This window comes from Zooshikella ganghwensis (assembly GCF_018263875.1).
In the GTDB taxonomy this organism is placed as follows: domain Bacteria; phylum Pseudomonadota; class Gammaproteobacteria; order Pseudomonadales; family Zooshikellaceae; genus Zooshikella; species Zooshikella ganghwensis.
The window spans coordinates 36,469-49,663 of record NZ_JAEVHG010000007.1 but is presented as its reverse complement, the minus strand read 5'-3'; the positions used below and the strand labels follow the sequence as shown (position 1 = coordinate 49,663).

The window sequence follows — 13,195 nt, the reverse complement described above, 5'->3', positions numbered from 1 at the left end:
AATACCTTTTGCTAAATAAAAGCATTTAGGCATAAAAATCTACCCCCCCTATTCGGCCACCAATAATTGGCTGAGTAACTCCTTGCAGCTCCATATTTTCTTCAGCTGTCGATAACCTTGACCAATCGCCGTCCACTTCACCGTCATGCTGCTTCATTGCTTCTCGACGATCTTGATGATCTTGCCCTGATACATCCACATTAACATCCGTAAACCCTTGTTGCATAAGCTGGTCACGAAGGCGTGCCAGTTGCTGTTCAATCGCATCTCTGACGGGTGCATGATGGCTGGTAAAAGTGATATTCGCCTGGTCATGCTGAATATTGACTTTGACTTCTACCGGCCCAAGATCGGGAGGATCTAATTGTAGGTGGGCCATTTGAACACCTTGTCCTGTCAGCCAGCTGACCTGTTCGCGAAATGCTTGCCCCCATTCAGGTGCTCTTAATGAAGGGGCTACCAATGTACTTAGTAACATATCCTGGCTACTGCCCGTGCCAGATAAAACAGCTTGCCCTGTTCCTGTACCACTCGATAAAGAGCTTACAGGGCTTTGATTTAATATGGACAGACCAGTTGCTCCTGCACTGGACGCTGCGCTGAGGGCTTTTGCTTCACCATGATTTGCCATCAAACCATCCGACAATCCTTGAATTAGCTGAGAAAAATCCGCTGTCGAACTGTTACCTACTCGATTAAACATTGCCTGCTGAAGCGGGTTAAGGGAATGTTTTGCTAAACCATCATCTTTAGTGTGTTGCTGCTCCTGGCCTGCAAACAGTTTTAAATTAGTCGAGTCCCAGCCTTGCTCTAAACTTAGCGAACCTTGACCCAAAGCTGGCGGTCTTCCATTCATTTTGTCTCTTAGCTGCATAAGCAGCTGCTTATCCTCTGCCATCAGAGGTACCTGTTGTAACGTAGGCGAAGCTAAAGCCTGGCTACTATTCTGCTGCAGCACCTGCCCAGTTATTGCAAAACCCTGACCTACCGAAGATAAATTAAAGGAACTTGGTGTTGAAGGTAAAACGGTCGCCTGATGATTAGCACCGGCAGTCACTTGCCGACCGGCAGCTGCTTGCATAGCGAGGGGAATGAATAACAAGCTTGAATCAATAACCTCTCCGAGGATATCACTCTCTAGCGTTGGACTATGTTCACCAGTCTGAGACGTATCTTTTCTCTGGTGCTCGAGTTGATTATGAAGCGTTTTTTCTTCAGAACTACCCTGTGCAGTACTGCTTTTATCATGATAAACCTGCTTAAATTTATCTTGTTCTGATTCACTCGTATTTTTATTTTCCTGAACTTTCTGGGGTCCTTGCGAGGCTTTACTCTTAGATTCAGAGTCCCCCAGCTTAAAAATACTTATTTGCTCACTCATAGCTATGTCTCAACCCAAATTAATGTAGGGATCCTGACTGCACTTAGCCATAAAGTGAGCAAACTTTATGCCCAGCAGCATTAATCTGTGAGCGTTTCCTTTAAGAGTCTTGAGACGGTTTTAAATTCTTGCTGCAACCCTAAAATGAGTGGCGAAATAGGCTCGAGCTGACGCTCTCTTGCGAGGTTTTCAATCTCCCTGGCCAGATGTGCAAGCGGGGTAATGAACATATTTAAACAGCTACCTTTTAGGCTATGAGCCAATTCCCTCATCTGCTCCGCATCATGTTCAGCTAATGCTTCATCCATTGCGGCTATTCGTTGCTCACTATCACGGATAAACGTTTCCACCAACTGGTTATATTCATCTTCCATGACTTCCTGTAATTCCTGCAGTGCAGCCAAATCAATATGTTCCATAGTGTTTCCTTACGTCATATGCTTTAGTGATGCCCTTTGTGAGCACTATCCAACTCATTATTCCAAGCATATTCAATGGTGACTTGATTACCTACCTCAGAGTATTCCACTCGCCGACAAAAAGAGCGCAATAAATTTACCCCTCGGCCATGGTAATTAGTGTCTTCAGTGATTCGATTCATCATTTTCTGATAATTAAATCCTGGCCCACTATCAGCCACAGTAATGACTAATACCCCACCCTGAGGCTCAATTTTATGTTCCAACCAAAAACGAATAAAACCTTCTTTCAACTGCTGAAGTCGATGCTCACGCTCTGCATAATATTGGGTAAAGCCATGAAGCGACGCTTTTAGCGATGAGTCCATACCCAGCACACCATGCTCAAGGGCATTGGAGTAAAGCTCCGCCAAAATGGTATACAACCGACCACTGTGCAAATTTACCCCTGGCACTTGCATTAGGCAGTGCAGAATTAACGGTATTGGGTTATAGCTTTGCAGTGTTTCAGGACGAAACTCAAAAGAGGCAGACCAGTTCCTTGCCCCGCGAATGGTGCTTGCTTCAACGGGAACAGGCTTATCACTAAAGCTATCCCGAGGGACCATACTGATCTCAATCATGGACAGGTCATCTGTCGGCTCACCAATAAAGCTAAAAACAGACTCTTTAATCTCATTAAAAAGCTGATCAGGCTCTTCATTATTGGTAAAAACGGCTTTCAGACGCTCTTCACCGAAAAAGTGTTGCTGATCATCCTGAGCCTCAATCACCCCATCCGACCACAAATAAAGCCGATCATCATAATCAACCTCAATGATTTCATAACCTGTATCAAATTTATCTGCAGATAAAATCCCTAAAGGCAACCATTTTGAAGTTAATACATCTAGCGTTTTAGTTTTAGTACGATACAAATAGCAGTCAGGAAGCCCCCCAATCCACACCTTCATCACTTTACTGTCAAAGTCTATATCCACCATACCACCACAGCAAAACCCACTGACAGGCAACACCTGTTTCATCTTGCTGTTTACTTCACTGAGTATTTCAGGCATTGAAAAACCTTTGGCAACCATATGGTAAAAAATTTCAGCCAACGGCATAGCACCAATCGCAGCAGGTAAACCATGACCCGCAAAATCACCCAGAAATACCAGCATTCCACCTGAAGGTTTGCGCGCGGCAATTAACACATCGCCATTGAACATGGCATACGGTGACTGTAAATGCTGCAGATTGTGTGCATTTAAACATCCAGAATGAGCGACTTTATCAAAAATTTCTTTAGCAAAAGCCTGCTCCTGCAATAAGCGTTTATTGTGGCCAGCAATTTTATCCCGCTGCACCTGAAGCGTATGATGCATCATACGCATCCGATTAAACGCATTGATTTTTGCCTGTAAAATAAGGGGGCTATAAGGCTTAGATAAAAAATCATCACCCCCTGCATCCAAACATTCTGCAAGGGATTGAGCATCTTTTAATGAAGTAAGAAAGATGACAGGAACCAGCTCTTCTCCCGCCAGCTGCTTGATTTGCCGGGCAGCTTCGTAGCCACTCATAACAGGCATTAACACATCAAGCAAAACCAGCTGAGGGCGCTCTAGAATGAATAGCTCAACCGCCTGCTGACCATCTTCTGCAGTAACAACCCGATGACCCTGCTTTAGCACCAGTGATCGTAAAATCATCCGATCAGTTTCTGAGTCATCAGCAACCAGAATTTTGATAGAACCCTCAGCCAACTCCATAATGCATCACATCATTTTTTACTGAATGGTGAATAGCTGTTCGAAGTTCGAGATGAGCAAGATCTTTTTTACATCCGGTTTGCAGTTAACAATACGGATATTAGCAGTGTCACCTCCGGCATGATCACGCAACAAGAGCAGCATACCTAAGGCAGAACTATCCAGGTAAGTGGTTTCATTAAGATCAATGGTGTACTGATTAGGTAACTTATCTGTGCGCTCGTATGCATCCCGAAAAGATTGATGTTCACTAAAGTCAAATCGTCCCTGAATGCGAATGGTGAGCTCAGATCCATCCTCGGACTGTATGGCAGTTACGGCCATGAATTCCCCCTTGCTCCTTTCCCAAACGATGGCTAATAAAATACTTTCAATAAAGCATAGCCTTTAATTATTAAAAGCACAGGTGCAGCTACTGTCCTTGCTTGCCACGAATAAACTGCTGAGTATTTACTTCATCAGCATCCTGCTGCTCTTGCTTTTCTTCCTGTCGTTGTTCTTCTTGACGATAACGATCCAGCAACTGTTGCATCGTTTGAGTATGCTGATGAGCCTCAACCCATACATCACGCAACGACTCACAGTGTTTATTAATATTATCCACCTGTTGTTGCTGCTGGTGTACAGCCTGAGTCAGCTGTGTCAGAAACTGACTCATTTGCTGTAGCCGGCGAACCGTCACTGGACGGCCTGCAGCAGGCTTCGCATTTTCCTGATACTCAGTTTCATAATTTAACAGCTGCTCAAGCTTTTTTTGCTCATACAACAGTTGTTCTTGCAATCGGCCAAATTGTTTAGCGACTTTAGCCTCTTTGACCTCTGCGACACGAAGCACCGTCGAGAGACGGTCCGAGCGTTTCATTTCCATGACATAACCCTTAACGCAAATGATCTACTTCGGGTGAGCCGCAAGACAACGCACTATAACAAACAACCATTACAATCAGATCATCAGCTATAGACTATGATTGACGCTCTGCTATTAAGGCTTGTAAGCGTTCAACACTGGTGGCCAGAGACTCACTTTCACGCAACCCTTGCTGTAAAAACTGCATCATTGCTGGGTTCAATCGAATAGCCTCATCCGTGGCCGGATCACTACCTTGTTGATAAGCACCAATTGAAATTAAATCACGATTTTTTTGATAAACCGAATAGATTTTTTTAAACTGCTGGGCCATTTCAATGTGATTTTCATCAACAATTTGCGGCATCGCACGGCTGATCGATGCTTCAATATCAATGGCAGGATAGTGGCCTGACTCAGCAAGCTTTCGAGACAGCACCACATGCCCATCCAGAATGGCCCGAGAGGCATCGGCTATTGGTTCCTGCTGATCATCACCTTCAGTTAGCACTGTATAAAAGGCCGTTATAGAGCCTTGCCCCGCTTCATCAGTACCCGCACGCTCTACTAACTGCGGGATTTTGGCAAAGACTGAGGGTGGATAGCCTTTGGTCGCCGGTGGCTCACCAATGGCCAACGCAATTTCCCGTTGAGCTTGTGCATAACGGGTTAATGAATCCATAAGTAGCAACACACGCTTTCCCTGATCACGAAAATATTCCGCAATACGGGTACATACCACAGCTGCTCGCAAGCGAAGCACGGGCGAATCATCAGCAGGTGCGGCAATCACTACGGAACGTTTTAAACCTTCTTCACCTAACGTGTGCTCAATAAACTCTTTAACCTCACGTCCCCGCTCGCCCACTAAACCTACCACGGTAATATCGGCACTGGTTAGACGTGTCATCATGCCCAGCAACACACTTTTACCTACACCACTCCCAGCAAAAAGTCCCAAGCGCTGGCCATTGCCCACTGTTAATAGCGCATTGATTGCCCTGATACCGACATCCAGTGGCTCTTTGATAGGAAACCTCTGCAGAGGATTAATAGGGTGTCCCGTTAACCCAACATAATCATCTGGTTTAAGAGGACCTTTACTGTCAAGGGGCTTGCCCAGTCCATTTAATACCCGGCCTAATAAATTAAACCCAACGGGAATAAGGCTTTCCCCTTCTAAAGGCAGAACACGTGCGCCAGGGTGGATACTTTGAGTGGCCATTAAAGGCATCAGGTAGATTTTATCCTCATCAAACCCCATCACCTCCGCTTCAATTTTTTGCTGGCTATCGGTAATGACCTGACAACGTTGCCCCAGTGCCATTCGGCAGCCCACAGCCTCCAAGGTCAAGCCAACCACCCGCGTTAAGCGACCTTCCACTTGTATAACAGGACAACTGTTGAGTGCTGTTTGATAGCGATGCAACCGATCAGTCAGTGCCAGACGTTTGAGCATCATCGAGGCTACCCTTGTTGGCTAAAGCTGAATTGGTCTTATCAGGAGCAGAAGTTTGCACCTGCTCAGAAGAAGTAGATTTTGCACTTTCTGTCGTGCTTGAAGACGCTGATGGCACCTTGTCTGAAGGTGCTTGATGATGCATTTGCTCAAGGCTGACAGCATGAACATGCAAATGTTGCTCAGCTAAAGCATCTACATAGTGCGCTAAACGCGAAGCTACACTTGCATCAACAATGCTATGACTGGTTTCGACACGACAGCCACCAGGTAACAGTTGCTCATCTGGCAATAACTGCCACGTTGCCTGGAGCTGCTGCTGTAAATCACGGATATAACCTAAATCCTGAGGGTGCAGATAAACTCGAACGGATTGACTGCCTGCGGGCAACATACGCATGGCTTCTTTAACCAACGTGGTTATTTGGCTTGAGTCTGCATGAAGTTCACGATGAATGACGTTGCGGGCAATTTGCATAACCATATCTACCAGTGCCTTGGTCAGCTGTTCATCCTGCTCGGCTAAAGGTTGAAATAACCCGTCTAATACTGAAGCAAGCTGCTGCTCTATTTGCTGCAGCTCACCTTGAATCGCTTGTCGCCCTGCTTGTTGTCCTTCCTGAATACCCTTTTGATACCCTTCCTCATAACCTTGCTTTTGTCCTTCAGCAATGCCTGCCGTTTTACCTTCCTGCTGACCCAGCGCAAAGCCATCTTGATAACCCTTCTCTCGCGCTTTATCCAGTGCATCAAGCAGTGCTTCAACAGTTAAGGCTGAATGCCCACCTCCTCCACTCATTGCCACAGGCGCACTGGCTGAAAAGGCCGGCGTTTCGCTGCCAGCCACTTTAACGTCATCATGCTCGGTGTTGGGAGGCTCAGCTCTCCGCTCATGATGAGGTGAGTGTGCAGGGCTAGCAGGCTGTGCCCTCGCAGCAGGTGATAGACTCTCAGTGGTTGGCGCTGGTGAAGGTTTTGCTGACGAAGTTGGGGAACGAGGAACATACTTCACGGATTCCTTAGGGATATAGTGCTGCCCTTTACTATCATTTTGAGACTGGCTACGAACCAGGTGCTTGGCTCCAGCCAAACTGGGTAATCCCAGCTTTTCAAAGGCTTTAGCTGCCTCACCTCGGATAATGCTAGTTTCTTGCGATTTTGGCATTTTTCAAGGCCTATCCCCTAAACCATTTCCTCACCACCTTTGCCTAAGGCGATCTCTCCAGCTTCAGCCATGCGCCGAGCAATAGTCAGAATTTCTTTTTGTGCGGTTTCTACTTCACTGATTCGAACCGGACCTTTAGCTTCTAAGTCATCTCTGAGTAACTCAGCAGCCCGCTTCGACATATTCTTAAAGATTTTTTCCTTAACCGTCTCATCCGCACCTTTAAGCGCAATGATCAAAACATCTGAAGAGACTTCTCTGAGTAATGCCTGAATGCCCCGGTCATCGACATCACCTAAATTATCAAAGACAAACATCAAGTCTTCAATTTGAGTACCCAGGTCTTCATCCACCTGCTTAATTGACTCCATGAGTGGTGCTTCTATTGAACCTTCTACATAGTTCATGATGTCCGCAACACGCTTCACTCCACCCATTGCCGTGGTCTTGGTGGTGCCACTGCCCGAAAACTGGCGCTCTAAAATATCATTCAGCTCTTGTAATGCCGCAGGCTGAACCGTGGTTAAGCCTGCCACCCGTAGCATAATGTCTAACCGTACTTTCGGATCAAAATAACTAAGAATCTCTGCTGACTGATCGGGGTCCAAGTAAGCAACTACAATCGCCTGAATCTGTGGATGTTCATAGCGAATCACATCAGCCACCGCTCTTGGTTCCATCCATTTCAAAGTATCCAGCCCTGTTGTGTTGCCACCCAATAAAATACGGTCAATTAAGCCACTGGCTTTATCTTCACCTAAGGCCTGGGTCAGCATCTTACGAATATAGCCATCCGCCCCAACACCTAAGCCCGTTTCATTGCGCACTATCTCAATAAAAAACTTCAGAACAGATGTCACCTGACTGCGATTCACGTTATCCATTGCAGCCATTGCTGCCCCAACTCGCTGTACTTCTTTAGGGCCCATATGGCGTAATACTTCTGCTGCTTCAGACTCGCCAAGACTCAAAAGAAAAATAGCCGAGCGTTGGACACCGGTCATTCTGGCAGCCAATGCGGTTTCTTCAGTGGCGCCGGGACTAGGTGGTGGCGCAGGTGCTGGTGTTGTTTGTGCCTCAGCCATCTTCAGTTATCCATTGTTTAATCACTTGCGCAACCCGACCTGGGTCTTCAGCCACCAAGCCTTTGACGGCATTAAGCTGCTGCTCATAACCTTCATGAGGGCCTGGCAGTAGCATACTGCCACCACCGGACAAACTGACCTGGTCCTGTGAAATTTCTGCACCAGATAATTCACCAAAAGCCCCACCTTCTGGTCCTCCCAAAGCAGCCAGCTCGTCATCTTTGTCTTTTTTCTTGCCAAATAAGCTCATGACCATAGGCCTGATTACGCCAAACAACAGCACGATAATAAATATGCCTGCCAGTACTTGTTTGACCACCTCCCAAAACCAGGGTTCTGTCCAAAAGTTAACCGGTGGAATGACTTCTTCTGGCGTAGGAACAAAAGATGCGTTAACCACATTAACACTATCGCCCCGAGTGACATCGAATCCCACGGCATCCTTGACCAGCTGAGAGAAACGATCAAGATCAGCTTGTCCCCAGGGAGAGTGTGTCTCTTCACCGGAGTCAGGATTCACTGTTGCACGATCATTCACCACAACAGCAACCGTCAAGCGCCGAATCTGACCTTGCTGAAAGCGGGTGTAGCTGACGGTTTTGTCCAGCTCATAATTTCTCGTTTTTTTCGAGCGGGAGTTGACGGCTTTAGCCGCATTTTCCGCGTCTGTAGCCTGGTTTTCAGCGCCTACTTGCTCAGGCACCGTAACTTCACCTGGAGGTTGATTTGATAGCGCTCCTGGCACACCACTGGCAGCCGACTTAGCACCCTGGACCTCATCGAGCAATTGTTCGCTACGTACAGCAGGTGCATCAGGATTAAACTGCTCTACCGCTTGCTCAATATTATTAAAGTCAATATCCGTTGATACTTCAGCCTGATAGTTATTTTTACCTAAAATGGGTTCTAAAATATTGTGCACTCGTTGTGTCAGTTTTTCCTCAACACGAACCGTATAGGCCAGTTGCTGATTGGCAATTTTTAGCTCAGTTTCATCTTTGGTTTCTTCAACCGATAACAATGTACCCAGCTGATCCACTACGGTGACATCAATGGCTGCCATATCAGGTACACTGGACGCCACCAGGTTACGAATGGCGTTGACCTGATCAAGCTTTAGTTCTCTCATGGGATTTAAGTCAAGAAAAACCGAAGCGCTTGGCTTACGGCGATCACGCACAAAAACCGTACGCCGAGGGATCGCGAGATGAACACGTGCTGACTTCACCGCCCGCATACTGGCAATGGTTCTTGCCAGCTCACCTTCCAGTCCACGGCGGTAACGCGCATTTTCCAAAAACTGACTGGTACCTAGCTCCTGCTCCCTATCCAGTACTTCCAGCCCTACCGTGCTATCGCTTTTGATGCCAGAAGCTGCAAGTTTGAGTCGTGCCTCTGCAACATGTTCAGCAGGCACCAAGATAGCGCCGCTTTTTGGTTCAACTTTATAGCGAATGTCACTGGTCTCAAGTACATTCAGTACTTGAGCTGCATCGTAGCCTTCCAAAGAACCATAAATCGGCTGAAAATCAGGCTCTTGAGACCATAAAACAATACCAAAGCCAATAGCAACACTAGCCGCAAGCCCAACTAAGAAGAGGACTTGCCGGGAAATTGACAGGTCATTGAGTACATCAAAGAATGGATTACCCGTTCGAGCCATGGGCATAGCGGCTACGCCCTCAGCCTTAGTCCCAGGGCTACCAGGTTCAGTTAATGGATCAGCCATTGCCTGCCTACTCCTGTCTTCCTAAACTCATGCATAACCTAAACAGGCATCTTCATAATTTCTTCGTAGGCCTGCACTAATTTATTACGCACTTCCACCATGGCGTCAAAAGCTACACTGGCTTTTTGGCCTGCAATCATCACATCAGATAAGCTCACTTCAGGATCACTAAACTGATAACGTGTCTTTAAGTCACTGGACTCCTGTCTCAACTCATTAACAGAGTCAATGGCTTGCTTAAATAAAGTAGCAAAATGGGGTGTTTCTTTTTGCTCAACATTTAAATCGTGCTGAGCCGGAAGTATTTGCTCTACAGCAGGCTTGATTTGGCTTTCCAGCTGCATTGCACGCATATCAAGCATCATTCGATTGAGGGTTACATTATCGCTCATCAATCCAGCCTCTTAGTCCGCTAGGCAATCATGGTTTCAATATCAATACCTTGTTCGCGCATCTTGGCAAGCTTATAACGCAGTGTTCTTGGGCTTATGCCCAGCTTAAGTGCAGTCTCTTTGCGGCGTCCCCCCTCAGCCCGGAGTGCGTCAATGATCAACTCATATTCACGCTGCTTAAGGTCTTCTCCCAGTGGTCCTGTATCAATAGCCCGCTCGATATCACTTTCCAGACCACCAGCAACAGAACTCTCCCCATCCTGGAATAAAGGGCTACCAGCAGCGCTTGCTACCTTACTCGAAGCGATAACCGGTGGCATCTTAGATTCAATAGACATGGTTTCCTGCATTGCTGTTTCTGTTAGTGCAGGAGCCATCGTCTGTAACACAGGTGACTGTCCTACCGCGTGTGATGGAGCAAGACATAAGTCAGCTGGACGAATAAGATTTCCTTGCTGGAGGATCAGGGCACGTTGAATGGCATTATCAAGTTCCCTGACGTTACCAGGCCAAGCATGCTTTAAGAGTGTTTTTTTCGCTTCATTACTCAGCTTGACGATGGGGTGTTTTAACTTACGACAGTGAACCGCTAATAAGCGCTCAGCAAGCGGCACAATATCATTTGGGCGAGCTCGCAACGGCTGCCACATCAGCGGAAAAACACACAACCGATAATATAAGTCTTCCCTAAACTCACCCCGCTGCACATAGCTCAGCATTTCTCGGTTGGTTGTCGCGATAATGCGCACATCCAGTCGAATCGTTTTACGCCCACCAACCCTTTCCACCTCCCGTTCTTGAAGAACTCGCAGTAACTTGGCCTGCAAACTGAGTGGCATTTCAGTGATTTCATCCAGTAACAGTGTCCCATTATTGGCCAGTTCAAACTTTCCTGGAGAACTACTGTAAGCCCCTGTAAAAGCACCTTTTTCATGACCAAACAAGGTAGCTTCCAGCATATTTTCAGGAATAGCAGCGCAGTTGATTGCCACAAAGGGTTGTTCATTTCTGGGGGAATGGCGATGGATATACTGCGCCAGCACTTCCTTACCTGTTCCACTTTCACCTGTTATCAGGACAGTAGAATCTGTGGCAGCAACTTTTCTTGCCAGCAGCAAAAGTTGACGGCTACTTTCCTCCTCAGCAACTGGTTCATCGCAACTCTTTTTCGGTGTACCTTGCAATACCCGCCGAATTTCTGCCAACAGTGCATCAGGTTCAAACGGTTTTACCAAGTAATCGACGGCCCCCTGCTTCATTGCCTCAACCGCCTGACTCACTGATCCATAGGCAGTCATTAACAGCACCGGAAGCTGTGGTGCATGTTGGCGAACCCACTGTAATAGCTGGTAGCCATCTACCTCAGGCATATTGACATCAGAAACCACCATATCGATGGATTTACTCTGCAGTAGCTGGATAGCTTGTTGCCCATCTTCCGCGAGTAAGTAACTAAAATCGGTCAGCGCCAAGGTATCGGCTAACGCCTCACGTAAATCAGGGTCATCTTCTACGATAAGAATGGTTATCTTGGCCATGCTGCCTCCTCCTCAGATTGGTCAGCAGATATTGCAGCTACATTTAATGGCAGGAGTAATTGGCAGACAGTGCCTTGGCCTTCACGACTATGCATCGCAAACTCTCCCTGATGCGCTTTGGTAACGGCCTGGACAACTGCTATTCCCAGTCCTGTACCATGGGGTTTGGTCGTAAAAAACGGCTCCTGAGTTTGTGCCAAGGTTTTGGCGCTCATCCCTGGCCCATTATCCACCACCGTCAGCCTTAGATAATGCTGATAAAGGCTGCAGGAAATCACCAGCGTGAGGCCCTTTTTGCCTGATTCCAAAGCATTATTGACTAAGTTCATCAACGCACCTATCAGCGCATCTTTGTTACAGCGTATTAAAAAAGTCTGCTCCAGCTGATACCGCCAACGGAGGTTGACCTGACCAGTGCTAACCTGTCTAACCCCCATAGCACTCTCTACCGCTTGCTGAAGCTCCTGCCAAAACGCTTTAATGGCTATCGTGTCAGCCAGGACTAATTCACCTTTAGCAAATACCAGCATGTCACTCACTTGACGCTCAAGGTGAGTCAGCCTGGACATCAATTTGTTGGCAAATGCACAGTGTTTCTCTCGGGGGAGTGCTGGATTTTGTAAGTGACCCGCATAAAGCATGGCGGTAGAGAGCGGTGTACGAATCTGGTGTGCTAAGGACGCTACCATTTTACCTAGTGCTGACAGCCGCTCATGATGACTGAGCTGCTGCTGTAAGCACCGGGTTTCGGTTAAGTCAGTGAGGAGAATAAGCTGGCCTGGCTCTAACTCTAATGAGCGAGTTGCAATACTGACGCGCTTACCATTTTTCAGTGAGATTTCATGGCCATCATCGTCTCTTGGAGCAAAGCATCGGTTGATCACTGTCAACCAGCGTTCCCCCAGAAGTGGCTCATCCAAAAGCTCGATTGCAGCTGGATTGCACTGCTGAATGACACCATGTCCATCCAATACAATGACCCCACCTGGCAGCAAATTCAGCAAATGCTCCAGCCGGTTGGCTAGACGTTCCTTTTCAGCCAGCTCCTGCAGTCGCTGTTCTCCTACATCAGCCAGTTCGCTTTTGAGCGCTTGAACTCTGCCAGCTAATTGACGGTAAGATTCTGAAAGCTGCTCAGACATTTGGTTAAACAACGAAAATGCCTTTTCCAGACCTGTTTTATCATCAACAGATGACTGCACATCTTGCAAGGCAGCCGCAAATGCGCTGGACTCAGCTTTAGCAACTTCAGCCATTGACATGGCGCCTGAAGAAACAGCTTTATAATGTGTAGCTTGACGTTGTCTCTCGACTCTGCCCGTCATAGGCTCAACTCCTTGACAGGTACTCTTACGAGCGCCTTGATTCACAAATACTTAGTGGTCTTTTAGATAAACCAACACTACAGCAATGTGATCTAGTTAAA

Annotated in this window: 12 protein-coding genes; all 12 read right to left on the bottom strand. The window is 47.0% G+C overall.

The genetic code is table 11. The features are described from left to right. Positions 1-25: 25 nt before the first annotated feature. Positions 26-1,381, bottom strand: a complete 1,356-nt coding sequence (locus KHS79_RS11865) for a flagellar hook-length control protein FliK (RefSeq protein WP_212719176.1) — start codon at positions 1,379-1,381, stop codon at positions 26-28. Between the two features lie 80 nt (positions 1,382-1,461). Next, positions 1,462-1,800, bottom strand: coding sequence for an Hpt domain-containing protein (locus KHS79_RS11860; protein ID WP_027707609.1), 339 nt, complete (start codon positions 1,798-1,800; stop codon positions 1,462-1,464). A 23-nt stretch (positions 1,801-1,823) separates the two neighbouring features. Next, positions 1,824-3,554: a fused response regulator/phosphatase gene (locus tag KHS79_RS11855; RefSeq protein WP_038290542.1), complete on the bottom strand. Its 1,731-nt coding sequence runs from the start codon at positions 3,552-3,554 to the stop codon at positions 1,824-1,826. 18 nt (positions 3,555-3,572) lie between these two features. Further along, positions 3,573-3,878, bottom strand: coding sequence for an STAS domain-containing protein (locus KHS79_RS11850; RefSeq protein ID WP_027707611.1), 306 nt, complete (start codon positions 3,876-3,878; stop codon positions 3,573-3,575). 88 nt (positions 3,879-3,966) lie between these two features. Continuing rightward, complete coding sequence (gene fliJ / locus KHS79_RS11845; RefSeq protein WP_027707612.1) at positions 3,967-4,422, bottom strand: flagellar export protein FliJ; 456 nt, start codon at positions 4,420-4,422, stop codon at positions 3,967-3,969. A 94-nt stretch (positions 4,423-4,516) separates the two neighbouring features. Beyond that, positions 4,517-5,863, bottom strand: a complete 1,347-nt coding sequence (gene fliI, locus KHS79_RS11840) for a flagellar protein export ATPase FliI (RefSeq protein ID WP_233468396.1) — start codon at positions 5,861-5,863, stop codon at positions 4,517-4,519. After that, a complete protein-coding gene (locus KHS79_RS11835) occupies positions 5,835-7,025 on the bottom strand; it encodes a flagellar assembly protein FliH (RefSeq protein WP_212719173.1) in 1,191 nt (396 codons plus the stop codon). The genes fliI and KHS79_RS11835 overlap by 29 nt, the downstream gene beginning before the upstream one ends. Before the next feature lie 17 nt (positions 7,026-7,042). Then, on the bottom strand, positions 7,043-8,029 hold the full coding sequence (fliG, locus tag KHS79_RS11830; RefSeq protein WP_038290550.1) for a flagellar motor switch protein FliG: 987 nt from the start codon (positions 8,027-8,029) through the stop codon (positions 7,043-7,045). Positions 8,030-8,102: 73 nt separating this feature from the next. Beyond that, positions 8,103-9,839: a flagellar basal-body MS-ring/collar protein FliF gene (fliF, locus tag KHS79_RS11825; protein WP_233468395.1), complete on the bottom strand. Its 1,737-nt coding sequence runs from the start codon at positions 9,837-9,839 to the stop codon at positions 8,103-8,105. A 38-nt stretch (positions 9,840-9,877) separates the two neighbouring features. Next, positions 9,878-10,231: a flagellar hook-basal body complex protein FliE gene (gene fliE / locus KHS79_RS11820; RefSeq protein WP_094786879.1), complete on the bottom strand. Its 354-nt coding sequence runs from the start codon at positions 10,229-10,231 to the stop codon at positions 9,878-9,880. A gap of 20 nt (positions 10,232-10,251) precedes the next feature. Continuing rightward, entirely contained in the window at positions 10,252-11,769 is a 1,518-nt protein-coding gene (locus tag KHS79_RS11815) for a sigma-54-dependent transcriptional regulator (protein WP_212719167.1), read from the bottom strand. Further along, positions 11,757-13,094 carry a sensor histidine kinase gene (locus KHS79_RS11810; RefSeq protein ID WP_325167610.1) on the bottom strand — a complete coding sequence of 446 codons (1,338 nt, stop codon included), beginning with the start codon at positions 13,092-13,094 and terminating at the stop codon, positions 11,757-11,759. The genes KHS79_RS11815 and KHS79_RS11810 overlap by 13 nt, the downstream gene beginning before the upstream one ends. Positions 13,095-13,195 lie beyond the last annotated feature (101 nt).

Coding starts and splice junctions, on each gene's coding strand:
- KHS79_RS11865 (WP_212719176.1), bottom strand. CDS start 1,381: ATGAGTGAGCAAATAAGTATTTTTAAGCTGGGGGACTCTGAATCTAAG.
- KHS79_RS11860 (WP_027707609.1), bottom strand. CDS start 1,800: ATGGAACATATTGATTTGGCTGCACTGCAGGAATTACAGGAAGTCATG.
- KHS79_RS11855 (WP_038290542.1), bottom strand. CDS start 3,554: ATGGAGTTGGCTGAGGGTTCTATCAAAATTCTGGTTGCTGATGACTCA.
- KHS79_RS11850 (WP_027707611.1), bottom strand. CDS start 3,878: ATGGCCGTAACTGCCATACAGTCCGAGGATGGATCTGAGCTCACCATT.
- fliJ (WP_027707612.1), bottom strand. CDS start 4,422: ATGGAAATGAAACGCTCGGACCGTCTCTCGACGGTGCTTCGTGTCGCA.
- fliI (WP_233468396.1), bottom strand. CDS start 5,863: ATGATGCTCAAACGTCTGGCACTGACTGATCGGTTGCATCGCTATCAA.
- KHS79_RS11835 (WP_212719173.1), bottom strand. CDS start 7,025: ATGCCAAAATCGCAAGAAACTAGCATTATCCGAGGTGAGGCAGCTAAA.
- fliG (WP_038290550.1), bottom strand. CDS start 8,029: ATGACCGGTGTCCAACGCTCGGCTATTTTTCTTTTGAGTCTTGGCGAG.
- fliF (WP_233468395.1), bottom strand. CDS start 9,839: ATGGCTGATCCATTAACTGAACCTGGTAGCCCTGGGACTAAGGCTGAG.
- fliE (WP_094786879.1), bottom strand. CDS start 10,231: ATGAGCGATAATGTAACCCTCAATCGAATGATGCTTGATATGCGTGCA.
- KHS79_RS11815 (WP_212719167.1), bottom strand. CDS start 11,769: ATGGCCAAGATAACCATTCTTATCGTAGAAGATGACCCTGATTTACGT.
- KHS79_RS11810 (WP_325167610.1), bottom strand. CDS start 13,094: ATGACGGGCAGAGTCGAGAGACAACGTCAAGCTACACATTATAAAGCT.